The sequence below is a fragment of the Candidatus Magnetobacterium casense genome (assembly GCF_000714715.1).
In the GTDB taxonomy this organism is placed as follows: domain Bacteria; phylum Nitrospirota; class Thermodesulfovibrionia; order Thermodesulfovibrionales; family Magnetobacteriaceae; genus Magnetobacterium; species Magnetobacterium casense.
Genome location: NZ_JMFO01000006.1, coordinates 22,712 through 43,472 on the forward strand (window position 1 = coordinate 22,712; position 20,761 = coordinate 43,472).

The following is a 20,761-nucleotide window of genomic DNA, read 5'->3' on the forward strand; positions in this document are numbered from 1 at the left end:
CCGCTCTTACTGCAAAGACCAATTGGTATCCATCACTGCGTATATCCAATACCCGTATCCCGGTGTCATCGTAGTGAGGTCACTGGCTGCCAGGTTGCTTGGGTCATACAACTGCCACTTGCCATTGATGTAGGCAAAGACTGCCAGATATCTCCCGGTTATTGAGTCAAGGGCATCGGCCATTGGTTTGGCCTCCATTGAGTTAAAACCTACCAGGTTCCAGCCCTTTGCAAGGCTAATGTTCTTAGAGGCAATTGCAGCTCCCACCGTGGTTAGATTTGCAGCCTCCTTCATGCTGATATAATATCCCTTGCCTGCTTCAATTTTGTCGAGGTTGTTCAGGGAACTGCCTTGCTTATAGACGTACCACTGGTTGTTTGCGTAACCCCATATACTATCATACTTTCCGTCGATTGACTTTAGTACGCTTGAGAGATTGTTGTCTGTCGGTTGGTTTGACAGGGATATCATGTACAACCCTGGTTTATCGAACTTATAGGCGGGCGATACATTTATACGTACAATGTACAATGCCCTGTTGCCGGAGCTGTCCTTTAGTTCAACCGTAACATCCGTAGAGCCGGTGAATCCGGTTGTTGGTTTAATGTCGAGCATGTGTTTGGCGTTGATGCTCACCCCTGCCTTGGGTTCGGTATCCAACAGCTTTGTGTATGTGAGGGAGGTAACGGGGAGGCTCATATGCCAGGCATATGACTCAAGGTTTACCACATCCGTATTGGTAGAATCCTGTGCCACCGATATGTTGGGGATTGGAGATAGTCGTATAGCGGAATAGAAACTGGATGCCTTGTACGGATACGTCTGATAGCTCCCACGCATTAAGTTATACACGCCGGGGTTAGATGCGTGATATATGAGCAGGTTGGCTACAACGTATGGGCCATCGACTCCGTGTGCGGCTATGGTTGAGCCGTTAAACTCCAGGTCTATCGAGTAAACGCCCTTTGATGAGGCCTCTATGGTTTTATAGTTCCACTGGATATCCAATCCACTTTGGTCCTTCAACTGCGCATTCAGATTGAATGTACCGGGATTTGTAACCTCAGCCTGAACCCTTACTACCAGGGTATCGTAGAGACCATCGCCATTTAGGTCTTTGCCTAAGTCGTATTCAACCTTATTGATTACAACCCCACTGTTTTTCGTAGTACCGGTAGTAAAGCCCCAGGAGTAATCAGAGGCAATACTATTAGCGGGGGTATTTGTATCAGTGATGGCGGTTGTCAAAGTCGCGGTGTAAGTGGTATTAGGGGAGAGGTTTGCAGATGGGGTAAAAATGGCTCTCTTAGTTGAGGCATTGTATGTAACGCTGCCTGCTACGGAGGCACCAGAGGCATCGGCGACTGTAAAGGAGGATGTGTTAACGGTGCTGCTTAGAATATCCGTGTTGAATGTGGCCGTTATGAGCGTACTTATCGGCACATTGGTTGAACCCTTCTCCGGGGTAGATGTTACAGCAACAGGGATGACCTTGGTTTGTCCGGTCGTGAATGTCCAGATGTAGGATGATGTCCGTATGTTGCCCTGCTGATCCTTTACGCCGGTTGGCCCGCCAGAAATGATTCCAGTATAGATGCGCTTGGAGAGCAGGTTATCTGTCGGTACAAAAATCGCTCTGTTTAAGGTGCTGTTATATGTAACTCTGCCTGCTACAGGGACACTGCCTAGTCTTACCTTAAACGTATCACTGTTTATAGTGGATGCATCCATAGGGGTAACAAAATCTACCAACACAAAAGTTCCTTCACTGACATTTTGTTCTGTGTTACCAGGGACTGTCTGGGCTATGTTTACGGTGTTGTTGACGTGTATGGATATCTCTTTTCGGACTGAGTTAAAGCCATCGTATGCAATAAGCGCCAGTTTATGGTTTGCTCCGGAGGCAAATTTGGTGGTATCTATACTGTAGGTGGTAGCGGCTAAGGCATGTGCCAGCGGATTCCAGTCTGTGCCATTGGGACTGTGTTCCAGGCGGTAGTAGAGCCTTCCGCCGTCATCTGTGCCGGTCCACTTCAGGGTTACCTTGCCGGTTAGTGTAGCGCCATCTGTGGGATAGGTAAAACCAACTCCCGATGGTGCGCTGCCATAGGATGCCCTGTCTATTGTCTTTGTGCTGGTTGGACCGGTGAGGCTTAGACTCTGGGCGGTATCATCATAGGGGATTGTAAAGATGAACATCTTGCTGGCAGTCGTTATTGTCCTGCCATCATCCAACGTGACGAATAACTGATCCGGCCCAAAAGAGTAGGTGCCACTGGCCCCGCCTATTACGGCTCCGGAGGCATCAAGCAGACTTGCCGTGTAGCCAGTGCCACTTGGGGGGGCTATGTTTCTCTGTGTTATCCGGTATAGCGGGGAGACTATATCTATTGCCCCTGAGTCGTCCACATACCCCTGGACAACCAGCCAGTCCCCTGAGGCCGCTGCTGCTGCTGAGGCCACTGCCACACTATTGGGAATCGAAGTAAACAGATGGTTATAGTCATCCTCCCTCATCCATCTAAACGTAGTAGGTTGTTTGCTCTGATACATCACAGGTACGACCGATGTCGGATACTGAATTCCGTTACAATCTGCGATATTCTGCTCACGAAATTCACTATTACCCTCAGTAAAAGACTTGTTATTGCCGTAGTTAACCCTGAAGCCTTCTATCCCACTGCCATCATTATTGTGTCTATCTGTACATCCAGCTCCGGTCGTTTTTGCCAGGCCATACTCATGACCTATCTCATGTGCTACCGTACTTTCATTAAATGTCCCTCCAAGTAAGAGGATAACGTGTTTTGAGTTATTACTTAACCCGGTTATGCAAGATGTGTTGGAGCCAAGCGTGGTGGGCATTGCGTCACCAGGCACCAGGCCCACAATGAACTTACTATCACCAAGAAGATTTGTCATGTAATTAATTACCACATCCTTCTCATCCAGTGTCTTGGTAACACCGCCTTCGGTTATCTCAACCTTTCTGACATTCTCACACGTAGCGTTATTGCCCTGTACTGTATTGTGGTTAATTGCATTATCCAACCACGGTGAATACTCAAAGCCCTTGTATGTCATGCCAAACCCCCCGTGACCGCTAGGAATTTCTTCAATTGTATTACCAACCCCGGTATAGGTGTAGTCAAATCTGGATATTGGGAAGACCTCTGTTGTATACCTTGCCCCCTCCTCAAACATTGATTTAGCGGCTGCCAGGTCTGCGGCGATGGCTCCATTAAACCACCCGGCCATATCACAGGCGTAGACCTTTGTCTGGAGAGTTCTGTTGCTTACATCTATTGTTGCCACTACCTCTTTTTCAAATACCCTTCTCTCTGTTTGCTGTGGCGATGGCTCTACCGTCAGTTTATATGTTTCATTATCATCGAAATGGAGATGATAAAAATTTGCCGTATTACTTGCACTTTCTCTCTCAACTTTATGGTACATATCAGGACGTCGAATAGACAAATTCATTGTTTGCTGACCTGTGCACCAGCCAAGTGTCACATTTGCATCAAATCTCTCAACCTGGTCTTCATGAAACACGTCATAGTTCTCGTCCCACAAGACATAGATACGGTTAGCGACTCTCTTGTGTTTAACCAAGTTCTTGTTGCGCAACGTGTTAAACCATGTGATCTGCAACTTATCTTTCGTTGTATTTGGGGGATGTCTGAGGTTGGTTTGACCATCGAGATTGACCATTGTCCAGAATGTCCACTCCGTTGTGCCATCAAGCGTAGCGCCACCTTTGCCCTTTATCCCGTTCTCCCCGCCAATTACCCTCATACGATAACGGATACCGTCTTTTAGGTCCGCTGCAAGAATCACATGTACCTCTTTATATGACGCATGGGCTAATCTGTAGTCAACATCCACCCAATTACCTGACCTGTCCCGATAATCCAGCTTAATCGTGTCTCTGTTCATCGTGCCGGTGTCTAACTCACTACTAAATTTTACCGTTATATTGGGCTTGTCCCATAGGATGTTTTTACTGTTGCTGCCGGGCGTGAACTCCGTTATATCAAAACCTACCGTACCCGCTACCTCTACATATCCTATGCCCACACACCAACATCCTGTATTTGTGGCGTCAGTGTTTACCATTATCTTGTTAGTCCCCTTTATCAAATCTCCGGGCGATATGCTAAAGGTATTTATGCTCCATGAGTTATTTGCCCCCTGAAACTGTCCCAGTTTCTTTCCGTTGAGATACACATAGTCTACCTCAATGCCTCCCTTACAGTCATGTGGATCGTTGTAGTCCACATCCCACGCACTCAACCTCAGAAGTGTATTTTCAATCTGAGCCGGGTCCTCGCCTATAACTAAATCAACGTCGTAGTCTGAGTAGTTACAACCAGAGTTGACATCCACATGCCATATGCGCTCTTTCGGGGAGCCTGCTGCACCTCCTGGTGGTCCATCCGGTATTGATCCTTGAGGGGATTCCCTGTCATTTGCAAAGGCCAATGCACTCATTGCCAATAGCAATAAGACAAACATCGATATTATCAGGACACCCTTTAGTGCCCTGTTAGTAGCAACACCAAAAGCATTAAAACTAACCATACCTAATACCTCCGAAAGTCAAGGATTGGTGACAGCAATCAAAGACTGCATGATTTAGCTAAACTATTACCGTATCTTCTTTATATTTATGGTAATTTGACAATGTTATATTTTATATCATCCTAATTACTTTTGCACTTTTTAGCTTTCAAATGAAGCATACTAGAATATTAACATAGTGGATAAAGATATTGTCAATTGGGATGGATGTGTGTCTTTATTAAAGTCCGCAAGTGTGATTTTGGTCACTATTGTCAAAACTTACACAAAAGATGTATGATAAGAGTATGTCGGGTCAGTATGATAAGATAACCAAGGAGACCATGCGTGAGGTTGTTGACGTTCTACTCTCCAGGGTGATGAAGATAGACGCTGTGAGTGTCACTGCCATAGAGAGCAAGATGCAGGTCACCGATGAGAGGGAGGCCGATTTTCTCTTAAAAGTGGTTACAGTGCAGGGTGAAACTATCATTGTTCACATAGAGTTTCAATTGACCAATGATAAAGACATGGTCTACAGGATGCTGAGATACTGGTGTCATATGACGCAGATACATAAACTCCCTGTGATACAATATGTCTTCTATATTGGTAACAAACCGTTGACGATGGCAGAAACTATTGTTGAGCCTGATGTACACTATCGGTATAACATGATAGACATGAGAGAGATAGATTGTGAGGTGTTTTTGTATTCGATGAGGCCTCAGGAGATGGTCATAGCGGTGCTGTGCAATCTTCAGGGTAAGGGTGCCGAGGTATATTTGACGGAGCTGCTTCAGCGCGTCAGGGCCTTTGTTAGTGAGGAGACGCTCCTGAGTAAGTACATAAAGCAAATAGAAATAATGTCGCTGACAAGGGATCTGCAAGAGTATATATGTAAGGAGTTAGAAAACATGGCATTAGTATATGACATCGAGAGTGATGTAAGGTTTAAGCAAGGTCTGTCGCAGGGTCTATCGCAGGGTCTGTCGCAGGGGTTGGAAAAGGGATTGCTTGAAGGTGTAGAGCTTGCCCTTGAGGTAAAGTTTGGCAGTACCGGCTTGCTCTTAATGGAAAAGATCAGCAAGATCGATAGTCTGGACAACTTAAAGAAGATAAAAGGCTACATACGTGAAGCCTCCAGCATTGACGAACTTGTCCGGCTGATAAACTGAACCTTCGCAGACCTGCTGATATCATTAAAGCGACAAAGATGACAGGCTCGCTATGATAGGTTCGCTCAGGGGCAGGTTGATGCGCAAGAGGGCAACGGAGGTCCTGGTAGAGACAAACGGTGTGGGGTACGAGGTGCATGTTGCCATCAACAGTGAGCTTCCCGGGGAAGGCAATGAGGTGTTTCTATACATCCATACGCACGTCAGGGAGGACGCACTGCAGTTGTATGGATTTATGCGAGATGAGGAGAGGTTGCTCTTTAGCAGGCTTATCGGCGTCTCGGGCATAGGGCCGAGGATAGCCTTGGCCACGTTGTCGGGGTTGTCTGTGGAGCGATTTGCGGCGGCCATTGAGGGGGAGGACGTGGCGATGTTGTCACGCATTCCCGGTATCGGCAAAAAAACGGCCCAGAGGCTTATCCTTGAACTCAAGGGAAAGTTGCCTTCGATCGTACCTGCAAAGGACACCCAGTACGAAGACGCCCTCTCTGCACTGTTGACGCTCGGATACAAAAAGGCAGACATCGTTACCACCCTCGATTTGCTCAACAAACGAGGCATAAAAGACATTGAGGCCCTCATCAGGGAGGCGCTGAAATACCTCTCAGAGGGTGCAACGGGAACCTCCAGCAATTGAAAAAAGACGACATCTGTCAACCCGGCACCATGAAGGAGGATATCACAACGGAGGTCACACTCAGACCAAAGACCTTTGACGACTTCATTGGCCAGGACAGACTCAAGGACAATCTCAGCGTCTTTATTGAGGCAGCCAGGGGACGTGGCGAACCGCTTGACCACATATTGTTCTGCGGCCCCCCCGGACTTGGAAAGACCACGCTTGCAAACATCATCGCCACCGAACTCAAGGTCAACATAAAGTCCACCTCCGGCCCCGTCCTGGAGAGACAGGGCGACCTGGCCGCCATACTGACAAACCTCTCAGAGCACGACATCCTGTTCATAGACGAAATCCACAGGATGCCACGTGTCGTAGAGGAGGTGCTGTACCCTGCCATGGAGGACTTCAAGCTCGATATCCTCATTGGTCAGGGGCCAAATGCCAGAACCCTCAAGCTCAACCTCCCGCGGTTCACCCTGGCGGGGGCAACCACACGCACAGGCCTTCTGACCTCACCGCTGAGGGACCGCTTTGGTGTCATCAACAGGTTGCAGTACTACAGCGCCGATGAGCTTGTAATTATCGTGAAGCGTTCGGCCAAAATACTCAACGTCAGGATAAACGATGACGCCGCACTGGAGATCGCAAAACGGGCTCGCGCAACCCCGAGAATCGCAAACAGGCTGTTACGAAGGGTCAGGGACTTCGCACAGGTCAAAAACAACGGCATCATTGATATTGCCATAACCGATAGCTCACTCCTGGCTATGAACATAGACAAAATGGGCCTGGATGAGATGGACAGGAGACTCCTGCAGACCATCATCGAAAAGTACAACGGTGGCCCCGTTGGCCTTGACACCCTTGCCGCATCGGTCAGCGAGGAAAAGGACACCATCGAGGACGTCTATGAGCCGTTCCTCATACAGGAGGGGTTGATCGAAAGAACCCCGCGCGGCAGACTTGCCACAAGGCTTGCATACCAGCACATGGGTATAGACCTCCCGCACAGGCTGTTCTGACTTATGGAGCGTTTCGATTGTGTGCAATGCAAAAAAGAAATGCCCTGACTTGCTCACCCGTGTTGCCTCCGTAAGTATCTATATGAAAGTAGTCTTAGGTGTGGTGGTGGTCTGTATTTGGCCAAGTCATGCTCGCTAATGTTTTTTAAAGGCAACGAGGTTCTGAAGTTCTTCTTGCAAACGGCCAATGTTTCGTTTTAGAGCAGCGGGATTTAGCAACGCATATTGTTGCCGGAGTTGCTCCTTGTTTTGTTGTGGAATATGTTCTGACTCCAGAACCCTTTGATAAGGAGTTTTAGACTTTTCGTATTTTTTAGAAATTTTGCTACCAATCCTTACCTTCGCTATTAATTTCATCACTGGCTGGAAGAAATTGGTGTATAATCTTAGATAACCATAGAGTTCATTCAATACGATGTAACCTGTTTTCCGTTTATTCTCAGCAAATAGCCTGCATAGCATCGGCCATATCCTGCCAAATCTATGAATTCGTTGAGAATCACTTTTTTTTGCTTCTTATTTGCTGCTTTGTATCTTTCGGCAAATACCTTTGTTACTGCTTGCCTTTCGTTCATCTTTAACGACATATAAACCTCCTATAATGTTGTTATATGAGGTTTATTATAATTTCGTATAGATTTTTAAGTGAGGCAATTCGGACACTTTACATTTTTAATCGACCGTGGTATACTATCTTCGATATGAGTGATGCGCCAATCAACAGGATTGTGATCGTGGGCGGTGGGATTGCCGGGGTATCGGCAGCGGAGGCTGCCAGGAAGGTGTCCGCCCAGGCCAAGGTAATCCTTATATCGAAGGAACCCTACCTGCCATACTATCGGATAAACCTCACCCGCTATCTCGCCGGAGAGGTCAGCAACAAAGAGCTTGAAATACACCCCGCAAGCTGGTATAAAGACAAAGACATAGACATCCTCCTGGGCGCCGAGTTAAGCGGCATCGACCTGCAAAACAAGACTCTCGCCATGACCGATGGCAGCACGCAATCCTACGACAAGTTGATCCTTACGGTAGGCTCTCAGCCGTTTGTGCCTGCCATTACGGGGGCCGACAAGTCAAACGTCACGGTACTGCGGACGATGGCCGACGCCGAGTTCCTGCTCGACAACTGCCAGGGACAGACACGTTGCGTATGCATCGGTGGGGGACTGCTGGGGCTTGAGACGGCCGGGGCGCTGTCAAAGCGTGGCGTGAATGTGACGTTGCTTGAGGGCTACGACTGGTTGCTGCCAAGACAACTCAACCAAAAGGCCGGAAATATCCTGCAACGGCATATAAGCAAGGACTTTACCATACACAACGGCGTCAAAACCCGTGAGATCATTGGCCAACAGCGTGCCGACTCCGTCGTGCTCGACAACGGTACCGAAATAGCAACCGACATGGTCATCGTCACCACGGGGGTACGTTCAAACACCGACCTTGCCGGCAAGGCAGGGCTTACCGTAAACAACGGGATCATTGTCGATGACACCATGGCAACATCCGACCCCGACGTCTATGCCGCCGGAGACGCCGCAGAACACGAGGGGGTCATCTACGGCACGTGGGTCGCTTCCATGTCCCAGGGGAGCATTGCCGGCACAAATGCCGCAGGGCAACACGCCGAGTTTAAAGGTATGCCGCGCTCCAATATGCTCAAGGTACTCGGTTACGACATGTTCAGCATCGGCGAAATCAATCCCGATAGCGACAACGACAAGGTGATCGAAGGCGAACTAGACGATGGCAGCTATTACTACTTCATGTTCCGCAACGACCACATGGCAGGGGCAATACTCCTTGGCAGCATAAAGCTGTCGGCAGCCGTTAAGAAGGCCATCGAAAAAAAGATTGACTGCTCAAGCCTCCTCAACGCCAACAAGGGCGTCCAGGATGTCATCAGCTTCCTGAAAAACCCCTCTGCTTAATAAAGCCGCTATTCTTTTTAGCGTCTAAAGTTTCCCTCTGCCTGTACCGATAAATCCTGCAGGGATGTCTTAGGCATTCTAAATATATTGAGAGAAAGGATTATGTAATATATGAAGGGGTTTTTTGCGTTTATTGGTAGTTTGCTCATCATGTTGACAGTGGGGATGATGACGTTAGCAGAGGCAGTTCCGGCAAATCCTGAGACTTCTACTATCACACAACCCGACGGCAGTAGTTTTCAGGTAAGACAGAGGGGAGATGAGTGGCACAACTGGATTGAAACCGTAGAGGGGTATTCAGTGGCAAAGTCAGACGATGGTTACTGGTATTACATATCGTCATATTCCAACAACACACCCATCCTGACAAACGTAAGGGCCCACCATTCCCCACCAGCGCAATTAAACAAACACATAATGCTGCCAACGGAAGAACTGAAAAAAAAAGTGTCTGTCAAGAGCAAAGTGAACCCGAAGTCTGCCCCTAACGGTACCTTTTCGGGGAAAGTTTTATTTATCCTGGTAAAGTTTACGGACCAGAATTCCACATACACTGAGGCGAACTTTGCAACCTTGCTTTCAACCAATATCGCCGATTATTACAGCAAGGCATCCTACGGTAAGGTTACGCTGACACCGGCTAACGAAACATCAGGCACAAACAACAACGGCGTTATTGACTGGATCAACATTGGCTACGCACATCCAAACACAGGGGATAGCACTGGCACAGCCAACCAGCAGTTAGCAAAAGACGCAATTGTTGCAGCAGACCCTTCTGTAAACTTTGCTGCCTACGACACAAATAGCGATGGTTATGTTGATACCAACGAGTTGGCTGTTGTAGTCATAGCTGCCGGATATGAGGCATCTTACTCGGCAACTCCCGCGACGCCTAATGTGTGGGGACATCAGTGGTCCATCTTCAACGTTGCACCGCCCGTGGTGGATGGTAAAACCGTGGGGGCATATCACAACGGAGATGGCGGCTATGCCATGTTTGGTGAAGTGCATAAGACCAATGCCGTTGCCAATGCACATCAAGCAACAATAGGGATTATGGTGCATGAGTTGGGGCATCTGATCTTCAAATGGGTAGACCTGTACGACACGGACGACTCTTCTGAGGGCATAGGGGCTTTTGGTCTCATGTCTTCGGGGAGTTGGGGAAAGGCAAACACCGATACGTGGTCGGGAGCAACCCCTGTCTTACCCTGTGCCTACAGCAAGTATATCCGCGGTTGGGTCGATGGAGCCATAGGGGATGGTTCCGTATCCATTGTGGCGGCAGGCCATACAAACGCAACCTCTGCCAACACCGTCTACAGGGCAACAACGGCTAACGCTACCGAATACTTTCTCGTTGAAAACAGACAGGCCGCAGGATACGACCTGGGGCTTGAAAATTGGTTAGGGGCAGGCTTTGGAGGCGGGCTGGCCATCTTTCATGTCGATACAAGTATGTCAACTAACACCAATGAAAATCATCGCCTGGTAAACCTCGAAACGGCAGACAATTATCAGATGTCAGTAGGTCACTACGGCCAAAATACCAATCTCTGGTACGCAGGTAATGCCACAGCGTTTAATGCCGCATCAACACCAAACAGCAATCTATACAACGGTTCATTAAGTTGGGTCTCAATTAGCGCCATCTCTGCAACGGCAACGACGATGACGGCCGTTTTCAGTAAAGTGTACACCGTTCCAACGCTGGATGCGTGGTCGATCATAGGGATTATAACGCTCTCTTCTATCGTCATGTACAGGGTAAGACGCAGGCAATTCAGCAACGCAGACTAAGATTTGACGTATCCTCTTAAAAAAGCATGGTAAAATGGGGTCAAGGGGGCTTCTTCGTGGCCGGGGCGCCTCGCCCCTCCCCTTGCGGGGGAGGTCTGAGGAGGGCCAGGTGCGACCTGGAGCGGAAAAGAAGCTCCGCCGCCCTCCTTCTTTCCTTCTCTCTCAATCGCTTGGTCTGAAGGCCTTTACGTTGAGTTGCACGGATCTGATGCCATTGTAGGAGTTGATGGTGGGCGTAAAGGCAGCATCGAATCGTTCGTGCATCGACAGCTCCTGCAGATAACCTCCGAGGTCATAGGCGATGGCATCAATTATGTAACCGTTGTAGCCAAGTCTTAGCTTGAGGTGGTTTTTGCCAACGACCCTGGGATTTAGCGCCATCAGCCCCTTTGACCCGAGGATTGGCTCCGGATTGCCATAGCCATAAGGGGTAAGCCTTGACAGTTCGGTCAGGAGTTTGGCGTTTACGTCTTTGAGTGCGACGTCGGCATCAATGCTTATTGTGGGGGTAAAATTGCTGTTGGCGATGGTATTTTTTACGTGCTCATTGATAAGGGTCTCAAATCTGTCTATATCCTCTGCTTTTAGGGTAAGCCCTGCCGCCTGCCTGTGCCCGCCAAACTGTATGACACACTCCGAGCAATGGGATATGGCATCACAGATGTCCAACTCCGGTACGCTCCTGGCCGACCCCCTGGCTACCCCATTCTTTATGGAAAAGACCACGGCAGGCAAACCGTAGCGGTCAACCATCTTTGAGGCCACTATTCCCAACACGCCCTCATGCCAACCCTCATCGGCAATGATTATCACCTTGTCAAACCCCTTGCGCCTGACCTGAATCAGTGACATCTCAAGCACATACTCCTCAACACGCTGCCTTTCGAGATTGACGTTGTTGAGGTATCTGGCGATGGTTTCGGCTTCTTCGACAGAGTTCGTGATCATCAGTTTGACCACGGAAGTGGCATCAGCCATCCTGCCGGCGGCATTGATCCGAGGTATGACTGAGTAGGACATGAGGTCAGGTTCCAAGGCTCGCTCACTTATACCGGTCAACTCCAGAAGCGCCCTCAACCCTATCCGCTTCTTCTCCGCAAGCACCCGCAGACCCTCCTTGACTATCACCCTATTTTCACCAACCAGCGGTGCCACGTCGGCTATTGTGCCAATTGCGGCGATATCCAGGAGTGTCGTGAAATCACCAACATTATACCCCCTTGCCATCAGCGCTATGGACAGCTTCAAGGACACACCGGCACCCGTCAGTATGGAAAGTGGATTGTCCACACCCGTCAGCTTCGGATTGACGATGCAAAAGGCGGCAGGCAACACGACAGATGCAGTGCTCCCCTCTTGGCCAACGGTGTCCTTGTCTTTCCACAGTGGTTCATGATGGTCGGTTATGATGACGTCTATGTCGCAAGTGTTTGCCAACTCCACGGCCTCAAAGGAGCTGATGCCGCAATCGACCGTTATGATAAGCCCGACGTTGTTATCCCTTGCAATCTCTACTGCCGCCGTGTGAAAGCCATAGCCATGCTTGAACCTTGTGGGGATAAAGTAATCTACATGCCCACCAAGCCTCAGCAGCGTCTCAACCAGTATGGCAGTGGCCGTTGTGCCATCGGCGTCGTAATCTCCATGGACAAGGATGCGTTGGCCGTTGTTTATGGCGCCCATTATGCGTTCAACGGCCACCGACATCCCAGGAAGCTCGTAAGGGTCAGACAAGGCGTTGAGGGAGGCCGAAAAAAAATTCTTTACCTTCTCGGGGGTTTTGATGCCGCGGTTGATCATTATTTGCGCCACTATAGGCGAAATCCCCGCAGCCTTGGACAGGTAATCTACAAACTCCCTGTTGGTTCTGTTTATAATCCATCTCTTTTGCATCATATATCGTTAGAAATCAGCATTGCTATCATATCTGATAAATTTAAGCCTATAGTATATAATATCATAACAAGGATGAATTAATGTAAAGATCATTTTTCCCTCAACGCATTTTCTCTGATGATACAGCTATCGCACCGCATACATGGCTTACCCGTCGGGGTTGGGTCATAGCAGCTCCAGGTCATGGAGTAATCCAGTCCCAGCTCCCGTCCCCTCCGTATGATTTCGACCTTGGACATTGAGATCAACGGCGTGCGAACCGTAAACCGGAGCCTTCCCTCTGCGGATATCTTTGTTGCCAGGTTGGCCATCTCCTCAAAGGCATGGATGAACTCCGGGCGACAGTCGGGATAGCCGCTGTAGTCAACGGCATTGACGCCTATAAAGATGTTATCTGCCTCAAGCGTTTCGGCCCAGGCCAGCGCAAGCGACAGAAAAACGGTGTTTCTGGCCGGTACGTAGGTCGCAGGAATGTCGTTTGCCGCAGCTCCGTCCACGTCTGAGAACCTGTCCTTTGGGACGTCGATGTCCTGTGTTGTGAGTGCTGAACCGCCTATTGCTGTCATGTCAAGGGGCAGGACAAGGTGCCTCCTGACGGAAAACCTTCGGGCAACCGTCCTGGCGCACTCTATTTCCACCCTGTGGCGTTGTCCGTAGTCGATTGTCAGGGCGTTGAGCTCAAATCCCTCGGCATGGGCTATGGCCAGGGTCGTTGAGGAGTCTATCCCACCGCTTAGGAGCACCACGCAGCTAGGCATCGGATTTCCGGCCTATCTTCTTTTCAGTGCCATGCAGGAGTCTGCTGATATTGTCCCTGTGTTTGAAAAAGATAACAACTGTAACAACAATGCCGATTATCACCTTGACCATTGAGCGATCAATGATGTATATGTATCCAGGCAGGAGCGCAAAGGCCGTCAATGCGGCAAGTGAGGAATACCTTGTGACAAATGCCGTTATCAGCCACGTCACAACGGTTACCCCCCACGCCCCCGGACTGTAGATGACAAAGACCCCCAGGGCAGTGGCAACCCCCTTGCCCCCCTTAAATGCCAGAAAGACCGAAAAGATGTGTCCCAGTACCGCACAAAGTCCGATAACCCCCTCCACGGTTACTCCAACCCCCAGATGCCTGCCAAGTGCAACGAAGATTGCCCCTTTAAAGATGTCGGCCAGGAGTGTAAAGAGTGCGGGGAGCTTGCCCACGCTGCGCAGGACGTTTGTGGCGCCAATGTTACGGCTGCCAACGGTCCTGAGATCGATGCCCTTTGCCCTGGCAATCAACAGCCCAAAGGGGATCGACCCCGCTAAAAATGCCGCCACACACAAGCCTGCATACGTTGCTGTGTGCATCATACCTTTTTCCAAAACACAACGGTATACTGTATCCCGGAGACGATGGCCAGCACCACCGATATCCAGATCGTTACCACGCCGATCCCATAGAGGTTGATTCCAAAGAGGGTGTCTTCGAGGATCAGGCAGAGGATTCCGGTTATCTGTGCAGCCGTTTTCAGTTTGCCTCCGAGTTCGGCCTTTATTATGATCTTCTTTGACAGTGCAACGACCCTCAGGGTCGTGACCAGAAATTCCCTGACCGTGATAATCGTGGCAAGCCACACGGACAGGCTTCCCATGCTCACCAGCAGGAACAACGCCGATATCACCAGAAACTTATCGGCCACAGGGTCGAGGATTACGCCAAACTCGGTGATCTGTCCCAAGTGACGGGCAAGGTAGCCATCCAAGAAGTCCGTTATCGAGGCAATCCCAAACACCACGGCCCCCCACAGCGGATGCCCCGGCGTAACAACTATAAACACCGGAATAAGCACTATCCTGCTCAGTGTCAAGAGCGTGGGGATGTTAAACCGCAGCGTACCCATCAACGATCCCGTTATAGAGGCCCTTTGCCTTGAGTATCATATCGCAGACCTCTCTGACGGCGCCCTTTCCGCCCGGCCTTGTTGTAACGTAGTGGCAGTGTCCCCCGGTATACTCATCGCCATCGGATACGGTAATGGCCAGTCCAGCCTTTTTGAGTATCACAATGTCTGAGAGGTCATCGCCCATGCAGGCAACCTCCTCATCCCTGAGCTGGTATCTGGCCTTGAACTGTTGGTAGACCCCGCCTTTTTGGTCACATCCCAGGAAGCACTCGGTTATTCCAAGCTCTGTTGCCCGACTCTCAACAGCCCTGGATGACCTGCCCGATATTATGCACACAACAATGCCCGCCCTCTGGAGCATCTTGATACCTTGTCCGTCTCTGACGTTGAAGGTCTTGAGCTCCTCTGCGCGGGCATCCAGCACAATGCTGCCATCTGTGAGCACGCCGTCTACGTCCAGTACCACGGCCCTGACCTCCCTGGCCCTGGCTATAATATCATGAGATATTTCCATCGCCTTTTATTATACACGGACAGGTCACAGAAAAAGAAGGGGCAGAGGACAGGGGGTTGACTTGTGTTGCAATTTTTATGTAACATATAATTAGCATAGGTGGTGAGGATTATATATCTTGTAAATATCAGCAAACCCTAAAAGGAGGTAAGTTATGGTATCGAAGGTTGTAATTTTAGTAGGACAATCACCGGTTAGTTGGGAAGAGGCAACGACAAATCTTATCAAAGAGGCACAGGCAAGCCTGAGACACATCACACGCATCCTCGTAACGGAATTTGACGTAAAAATGAAAGAAGACGGCAGCGTAGACGCATTCCGGGTAAAGGCCGAGGTTTCCTTCAGGGTCGAAGCACACTAGCCATTAGATATGCATTGAAATATTGTGTATCGAAAGTCAAAGGGTGATAAGATGTAAGATGCTGGAAGGGTTTACAGAGGCGGGAACAGACACGGTGGAGGTGGGCAACGGTGGAGGTGGGTAAAAAAAACACCTGTGCATGAACGACGCTGACCTGTGAGAGTCTGACGGTGCCGTTTATGCGCAGGCAGGAATCAAAGAGCGCAAAGAACAAGGCTAACACACCATGATATCTTAATCCTTGCTCTCTGCTATCACCTTTTTTGCGGGAGTCATGGAAGACTCCCATTTTATTGCGCTTTATTTATGTCCTTTGAGACTGACCTCTTTTGTAAATGTACCCAGCTCGTACACTGAATCCTTTACGCCCGGTTCGACAACCAGTGTCAGGGAGGCCTCCACTACGGCATCCTCTACGCCAGGGGGCAGTTTGACCTCAAAGGTCTCCTCGTTGGCCTTAAACGGCTGAAGCGATGTGTCTCTCATCAGGTTGAGTTTTCTCAGCGAGGCAAATACCATAGTGTTATCCTGATAGCCCAGTTTTTTCTGAGGCATGTAGTACTTTGTCTCTGAGAATATCTCCTTGCCGTCCTTGGATTTTACCTTGACCTTTAGCGAGAAGTGTGTGGGAGATGGGCAACCATCCGGGAACCTGTGTCCGATGTCATGAGTGACCTTTGTCTTTATAACAACCTGCGGGATTGACAGGACCTCTGGTAACTTGACCTTGAAGGTATAGGCCATTGCAGAGACGTCAAATTTGATATGCTCCTTGAGCCTCTTCATCTGGAATTCCCTGTCGTCATAGTTTGGCGGGAAGCGGTGCCCTGTATTAGGCGCCCTCATATGGCAATCCTGGCAACCCTTATCCCCACCATTAGGGATATAGTTCTGCACCATGCTGTCGTAGTTGGATACGCACCACATAGGCTCGGCCGAGTGCAGGAGGTTTGGTCCCTGGTGGCAGCGGCCACAGAAGGATGAGTCCTCCATCATTTCTGCACGCTTGGATTTTGTAAATACTGAATCGGCATGTGCACCACCAAGGTCTTTGTTGCCATAGATGGTGTCTGGTGCCGGGGCGCCATCTCTGAACGTTCTGACAAGGGCGTCTCTGTTATGGCAGATTATGCAGTTGATCTGGAGCTTTTCGATGATATCAAAGTCCTGTTTGACAACGGCATCGGCTATTTCTTGCGCGGCCGCCTCCGAGGCATCCTGCAGCTGTGGAATGTGACAGATAAAGCAAGGCATCATGTAATCTTTAATGCTCTTTGTGATCTCGCGGGATTTCTTGAGTTCACCATCACGCTGCTTCATATAATCAATCAACGTACCGAGCGTCTTGCTAAAAGGACCGATTAGCGGTTTGGAATGGAGAGATTTCTCCCAATCCTTATAAATCTGTTCATGACACTGCTTACACCTTGTTGAGTCATACATAGCTATCAGTTCTTTAACGGTCTTTACCTCTTTACCGCTGTCATCAGCTCTAGCCATTACAATTGACGGAACAAGAAGCCCAATAGCTAGTGTTAACAATACAAACAACTTCAACGTTCTCATGTATTAAACCTCCTAACATTTAATACGTACTACTTTTTTTTCGTCTGTTTAAATACCAAAATTAAACCACTTCTCTGTCTGCTTCTCTCACGTTAACGTCTAAACCGTTTCCCGACAATCACCGCCTTTCTTTTTATCTATTATATAAATTGCAATAATATTGTGTTATAACATTATGGCAAAAAAAAAGCAAGTATTTTTTTTATCCTTACCAAGGGACATGCAGATAACTTCAAATGAGCACCAATGCTGTGTAACCATGGTCACTGACGCCCCACGCTGAAATGCAATATGCTATTGTCCAAAGGCCATAATTTATGGCTATCAGCATTTTATTTGCAGGGAGAAACTCTAAAGATGCAGTTTATCGACTGGAGCAGTAAGTTGGCAGTAAACGCAGCGGATATAGACAATCAGCACAAAAAACTTGTCGATATCATCAATGAACTCTACGGCGCCATGCAGGGTGGTAAGGGGGCAGCAGTGATGGGCAAGGTACTTGGAGAGTTGATTGGCTATACAAAGGACCACTTCGCATACGAAGAGAAGTTAATGGCACAGTACAAGTACAACGACAACAACAAGCACAAGACCGAGCATGATAAGCTGACAAAACAGGTGCTTGACCTGCAGAAGCAATTTGCAGACGGCAAGATGGTAGTTACCGTAGAGGTCATGAACTTCCTCAAGAAGTGGCTAAACGATCACATCCTCGACAAAGACAGGACGTTTGCCGCCTTCCTCAACCAAAAGGGCGTACACTAGTCTCTCAGAAAAAAAAGAAGAAGTGGGCGGTTATGTCAGGTGGAACCGTCCACCTGGCTGGAGGTCACATGAGTATAGCTTAAGGCAAGTTTTGTCATACATAAAGGTGATCGTAATCAAAACACACACGCAAAGCCGTTTGTTTTATTCGACCCTATCCTTTTCGGCGGCCTTGCCGATACTCATGATCATGTTGTCCTTGCCGACGTCCATTAGTTTTACGCCCTGCGTGTTACGCCCGGTTACGGAGATGGCACTGGCGATGGTCCTGATACTCTTGCCGGTCTTGGTCACCACCATTATTTCGTCCTCATCCCTAACCTGTATCAGGCCAACCACCTTGCCGCCCTTTTCCGTAACCTTTATCGATATAACCCCCTGCCCGCCACGAGCCTGAAGCGGATACTCCTGCAAACTGGAACGCTTGCCAAAACCAAACTCCGTCACATTCAACAACGTCGTCTTGTCCTCAACGACCTCCGCCGATACGACCTCGTCGTCCTTTTTGAGCTTTATGCCCTTGACACCCCTGGAGGCCCTGCCCGTTGAACGCACGTCCTCCTCATTGAAACGTATGGCGTGTCCCAGACGCGTGCCAATCAACACGTCCGATTGACCATCGGCATAGCGCACGGCCATCAGCTCATCGTCCTCGTCTATGCTGATAGCGATGATCCCTTTGCCTCGAGGATTGCTAAACTCACTGAGCAAGGTCTTTTTGACGATCCCCTTCTTGGTAAACATGATCAGGTAGCCCTTGTCAAACCCCTTGATCGGAAGGGCCGTCGCTATGATTTCACCCGGTTGCAGTTGCAGGAGGTTGACGATGGCCTTGCCCTTGGCAGTCCTGCCGGCCTCCGGTATCTGATATATCTTCAGCCAGTACAGACGGCCAAAATTTGAAAAAAACAGGATGTAGTTGTGCGTGGAACCTATGAATAACTGCTGAACATAGTCCTCATCACGTGTCTCCATGCTCGTCATCCCCTTGCCGCCACGACGCTGCTGACGGTACTCCGACAGCGGATTGCGTTTGATGTAGCCATTGTGCGACACAGTGATGACCATCTCCTCCTCCGTGATGAGGTCCTCGATGGATATCTGCTGTATGTCCGAAACGATCTCCGTCCTGCGTTCGTCTGCGTACTTTTCCTTTATCTGGAGGAGTTCGCCCCTGATGATTTCGGCGATGAGTGCATTGCTGGCGAGGATCGACCTCAGGCGCTCTATCTCTTTGAGGGTGTGTTCGTACTCGGCCACGATCTTCTCCCTCTCCAGGCCGGTCAGACGTTGCAGACGCATCTCAAGGATCGCCTGTGCCTGGATGTCGCTAAGGGGATAGTTGTTGACCAGGGCGGCCTTTGCCACATCGGGGCTTTCGGATGTCCTGATGAGGTTGATTATGGCGTCGAGGTTATCGATGGCCGTCTTGAGACCTTCGAGGATGTGTGCCCGCTCCAGGGCCTTTCTGAGGTCGTGCCTGGTGCGTCTGATGATGACCTCGCGTCTGTGCTGCAGGAAGTGCTGCAGGACGGTCTTAAGAGGCATCACGTGTGGTTGTCCGCCTGAGAGCGCCAGCATGATTATGCCAAAGGTGACCTCCATCTGCGTGTGCTTGTAGAGGTTGTTGAGCACGACCTGTGCCATTTCGTCTTTCTTTAGCTCTATGACCACTCTGATGCCATCCCTGTCGGACTCATCGCGCAGGTCGGATATACCCTCGATATTTTTCTCCCTGACCAGTTGTGCGATCTTCTCCAGCATTCGGGCCTTGTTGACCTGATACGGCATCTCCGTGATAATGATGCTGTCCCCTCCGCGTTGCTTTTGCTCGATGACCGCCCGTGCCCGGACACGGATTTGTCCCCTGCCCTTTTCGTATGCCTCGGTGATGCCGTTGAGGCCAAATATGATGCCTCCGGTGGGGAAGTCCGGCCCCTTGATGTAGTTCATCAGAGCGGCGGTGTCCGCTGCAGGGTTTTCGAGCAGATGCACCAGAGCGTCTGTCACTTCGCCCAGGTTGTGCGGGGGGATGTTGGTTGCCATGCCCACTGCTATGCCTGCGGCCCCATTGATCATCAGGTTGGGCAGACACGCCGGCAGCACGATTGGTTCCTCGGTGGTTTCGTCGAAGTTGGGGATGAAGTCAACGGTCTCCTTGTCGATGTCCAGTAACAGTTCTTCGGCGATCTTGGCCAACCTGGCCTCCGTATACCGGTAAGCCGCTGCCGGATCACCATCCATCGAGCCAAAGTTGCCCTGTCCGTCAATCAGCGGATAGCGCATATTAAAATCCTGCGCCAGTCTCACCAGGGCATCGTAGACCGCACTGTCACCGTGGGGGTGGTACTTCTTTAAGACCTCGCCCACCACACCGGCGCACTTTGAGTACCTCTTGTTGGAGAGCAGTCCCTCCCTGAACATCGCATAGAGTATCCTCCTCTGCACCGGCTTGAGGCCATCCCTGACGTCAGGCAATGCCCGGCCTATGATCACGCTCATGGCGTAATCCAGGTAACAGACCTTCATCTCGTCTTCTATGCTCACTTGTAGCGTAGTCATTTTATACTCTCCCTGCCTTTAATTTTCTATTTTGAGTCAATCTTAATCCCTTTATGATACCTTTTTGCACCCGGGAAAAACAACTTTCG

At 49.6% G+C, this 20,761-nt stretch carries 17 protein-coding genes; 7 read left to right on the forward strand and 10 right to left on the reverse strand.

What is annotated here, in order from left to right:
* Positions 1–6: 6 nt before the first annotated feature.
* On the reverse strand, positions 7–4,584 hold the full coding sequence (locus tag Mcas_RS04930) for an Ig-like domain-containing domain (RefSeq protein WP_040334415.1): 4,578 nt from the start codon (positions 4,582–4,584) through the stop codon (positions 7–9).
* A 287-nt stretch (positions 4,585–4,871) separates the two neighbouring features.
* Between Mcas_RS04930 and Mcas_RS16290 the strand changes: the two genes are divergently transcribed.
* From Mcas_RS16290 to ruvB, 3 genes are read left to right on the forward strand one after another with little or no spacing between them, the layout of a single operon-like run.
* A complete protein-coding gene (locus Mcas_RS16290) occupies positions 4,872–5,741 on the forward strand; it encodes an RpnC/YadD family protein (protein ID WP_052566870.1) in 870 nt (289 codons plus the stop codon).
* Between the two features lie 52 nt (positions 5,742–5,793).
* On the forward strand, positions 5,794–6,378 hold the full coding sequence (ruvA, locus tag Mcas_RS04940; RefSeq protein WP_040334416.1) for a Holliday junction branch migration protein RuvA: 585 nt from the start codon (positions 5,794–5,796) through the stop codon (positions 6,376–6,378).
* A 29-nt stretch (positions 6,379–6,407) separates the two neighbouring features.
* Positions 6,408–7,385: a Holliday junction branch migration DNA helicase RuvB gene (gene ruvB, locus Mcas_RS04945; protein WP_040334510.1), complete on the forward strand. Its 978-nt coding sequence runs from the start codon at positions 6,408–6,410 to the stop codon at positions 7,383–7,385.
* Between the two features lie 135 nt (positions 7,386–7,520).
* Here the strand turns inward: ruvB and Mcas_RS04950 are convergent, their stop codons facing one another.
* Both Mcas_RS04950 and Mcas_RS04955 read right to left on the reverse strand, forming a co-directional pair.
* The gene (locus tag Mcas_RS04950; protein ID WP_040334417.1) at positions 7,521–7,796 is read right to left on the reverse strand and encodes a hypothetical protein; all 276 of its coding nucleotides are present in this window, start codon (positions 7,794–7,796) and stop codon (positions 7,521–7,523) included.
* The gene (locus tag Mcas_RS04955; RefSeq protein WP_040334418.1) at positions 7,793–7,972 is read right to left on the reverse strand and encodes a hypothetical protein; all 180 of its coding nucleotides are present in this window, start codon (positions 7,970–7,972) and stop codon (positions 7,793–7,795) included. Before Mcas_RS04955 ends, Mcas_RS04950 begins: the two co-directional genes overlap by 4 nt.
* 114 nt (positions 7,973–8,086) lie before the next feature.
* Between Mcas_RS04955 and Mcas_RS04960 the strand changes: the two genes are divergently transcribed.
* Positions 8,087–9,316: an NAD(P)/FAD-dependent oxidoreductase gene (locus Mcas_RS04960; protein WP_162176259.1), complete on the forward strand. Its 1,230-nt coding sequence runs from the start codon at positions 8,087–8,089 to the stop codon at positions 9,314–9,316.
* 111 nt (positions 9,317–9,427) lie between these two features.
* Positions 9,428–11,119: a M6 family metalloprotease domain-containing protein gene (locus tag Mcas_RS04965; protein ID WP_040334419.1), complete on the forward strand. Its 1,692-nt coding sequence runs from the start codon at positions 9,428–9,430 to the stop codon at positions 11,117–11,119.
* 162 nt (positions 11,120–11,281) lie between these two features.
* On the opposite strand, the gene recJ is transcribed toward Mcas_RS04965, so the two are convergent.
* From recJ to Mcas_RS04990, 5 genes are all read right to left on the reverse strand, one after another.
* Positions 11,282–13,015 carry a single-stranded-DNA-specific exonuclease RecJ gene (gene recJ / locus Mcas_RS04970; protein WP_052566872.1) on the reverse strand — a complete coding sequence of 578 codons (1,734 nt, stop codon included), beginning with the start codon at positions 13,013–13,015 and terminating at the stop codon, positions 11,282–11,284.
* An 89-nt stretch (positions 13,016–13,104) separates the two neighbouring features.
* The gene (queC, locus tag Mcas_RS04975; RefSeq protein ID WP_040334420.1) at positions 13,105–13,773 is read right to left on the reverse strand and encodes a 7-cyano-7-deazaguanine synthase QueC; all 669 of its coding nucleotides are present in this window, start codon (positions 13,771–13,773) and stop codon (positions 13,105–13,107) included.
* Positions 13,766–14,371: a glycerol-3-phosphate 1-O-acyltransferase PlsY gene (gene plsY / locus Mcas_RS04980; protein ID WP_200873634.1), complete on the reverse strand. Its 606-nt coding sequence runs from the start codon at positions 14,369–14,371 to the stop codon at positions 13,766–13,768. Before plsY ends, queC begins: the two co-directional genes overlap by 8 nt.
* A complete protein-coding gene (pgsA, locus tag Mcas_RS04985) occupies positions 14,368–14,901 on the reverse strand; it encodes a CDP-diacylglycerol--glycerol-3-phosphate 3-phosphatidyltransferase (RefSeq protein WP_040334421.1) in 534 nt (177 codons plus the stop codon). The genes plsY and pgsA overlap by 4 nt, the downstream gene beginning before the upstream one ends.
* Positions 14,882–15,418, reverse strand: a complete 537-nt coding sequence (locus tag Mcas_RS04990) for a KdsC family phosphatase (RefSeq protein ID WP_040334422.1) — start codon at positions 15,416–15,418, stop codon at positions 14,882–14,884. Before Mcas_RS04990 ends, pgsA begins: the two co-directional genes overlap by 20 nt.
* Before the next feature lie 154 nt (positions 15,419–15,572).
* Here Mcas_RS04990 and Mcas_RS04995 point away from each other — a divergent pair, with 154 nt between their 5' ends.
* Positions 15,573–15,779 carry a dodecin family protein gene (locus Mcas_RS04995; protein WP_040334423.1) on the forward strand — a complete coding sequence of 69 codons (207 nt, stop codon included), beginning with the start codon at positions 15,573–15,575 and terminating at the stop codon, positions 15,777–15,779.
* Between the two features lie 300 nt (positions 15,780–16,079).
* Here Mcas_RS04995 and extKL read toward each other — a convergent pair whose 3' ends face one another.
* The gene (gene extKL, locus Mcas_RS05000; RefSeq protein WP_040334424.1) at positions 16,080–17,345 is read right to left on the reverse strand and encodes a multiheme c-type cytochrome (seleno)protein ExtKL; all 1,266 of its coding nucleotides are present in this window, start codon (positions 17,343–17,345) and stop codon (positions 16,080–16,082) included.
* 357 nt (positions 17,346–17,702) lie between these two features.
* Between extKL and Mcas_RS05005 the strand changes: the two genes are divergently transcribed.
* On the forward strand, positions 17,703–18,110 hold the full coding sequence (locus Mcas_RS05005) for a bacteriohemerythrin (protein ID WP_040334425.1): 408 nt from the start codon (positions 17,703–17,705) through the stop codon (positions 18,108–18,110).
* Positions 18,111–18,254: 144 nt separating this feature from the next.
* Here the strand turns inward: Mcas_RS05005 and gyrA are convergent, their stop codons facing one another.
* Positions 18,255–20,672: a DNA gyrase subunit A gene (gene gyrA / locus Mcas_RS05010; RefSeq protein WP_040334426.1), complete on the reverse strand. Its 2,418-nt coding sequence runs from the start codon at positions 20,670–20,672 to the stop codon at positions 18,255–18,257.
* Between the last annotated feature and the right edge of the window lie 89 nt (positions 20,673–20,761).

Bases quoted from the DNA above. Each gene is read 5' to 3' on its own strand.
- Mcas_RS04930 (WP_040334415.1), bottom strand. From the start codon at position 4,584: ATGGTTAGTTTTAATGCTTTTGGTGTTGCTACTAACAGGGCACTAAAG.
- Mcas_RS16290 (WP_052566870.1), top strand. From the start codon at position 4,872: ATGTCGGGTCAGTATGATAAGATAACCAAGGAGACCATGCGTGAGGTT.
- ruvA (WP_040334416.1), top strand. From the start codon at position 5,794: ATGATAGGTTCGCTCAGGGGCAGGTTGATGCGCAAGAGGGCAACGGAG.
- ruvB (WP_040334510.1), top strand. From the start codon at position 6,408: ATGAAGGAGGATATCACAACGGAGGTCACACTCAGACCAAAGACCTTT.
- Mcas_RS04955 (WP_040334418.1), bottom strand. From the start codon at position 7,972: ATGTCGTTAAAGATGAACGAAAGGCAAGCAGTAACAAAGGTATTTGCC.
- Mcas_RS04960 (WP_162176259.1), top strand. From the start codon at position 8,087: ATGAGTGATGCGCCAATCAACAGGATTGTGATCGTGGGCGGTGGGATT.
- Mcas_RS04965 (WP_040334419.1), top strand. From the start codon at position 9,428: ATGAAGGGGTTTTTTGCGTTTATTGGTAGTTTGCTCATCATGTTGACA.
- recJ (WP_052566872.1), bottom strand. From the start codon at position 13,015: ATGATGCAAAAGAGATGGATTATAAACAGAACCAACAGGGAGTTTGTA.
- queC (WP_040334420.1), bottom strand. From the start codon at position 13,773: ATGCCTAGCTGCGTGGTGCTCCTAAGCGGTGGGATAGACTCCTCAACG.
- plsY (WP_200873634.1), bottom strand. From the start codon at position 14,371: ATGATGCACACAGCAACGTATGCAGGCTTGTGTGTGGCGGCATTTTTA.
- pgsA (WP_040334421.1), bottom strand. From the start codon at position 14,901: ATGGGTACGCTGCGGTTTAACATCCCCACGCTCTTGACACTGAGCAGG.
- Mcas_RS04990 (WP_040334422.1), bottom strand. From the start codon at position 15,418: ATGGAAATATCTCATGATATTATAGCCAGGGCCAGGGAGGTCAGGGCC.
- Mcas_RS04995 (WP_040334423.1), top strand. From the start codon at position 15,573: ATGGTATCGAAGGTTGTAATTTTAGTAGGACAATCACCGGTTAGTTGG.
- extKL (WP_040334424.1), bottom strand. From the start codon at position 17,345: ATGAGAACGTTGAAGTTGTTTGTATTGTTAACACTAGCTATTGGGCTT.
- Mcas_RS05005 (WP_040334425.1), top strand. From the start codon at position 17,703: ATGCAGTTTATCGACTGGAGCAGTAAGTTGGCAGTAAACGCAGCGGAT.
- gyrA (WP_040334426.1), bottom strand. From the start codon at position 20,672: ATGACTACGCTACAAGTGAGCATAGAAGACGAGATGAAGGTCTGTTAC.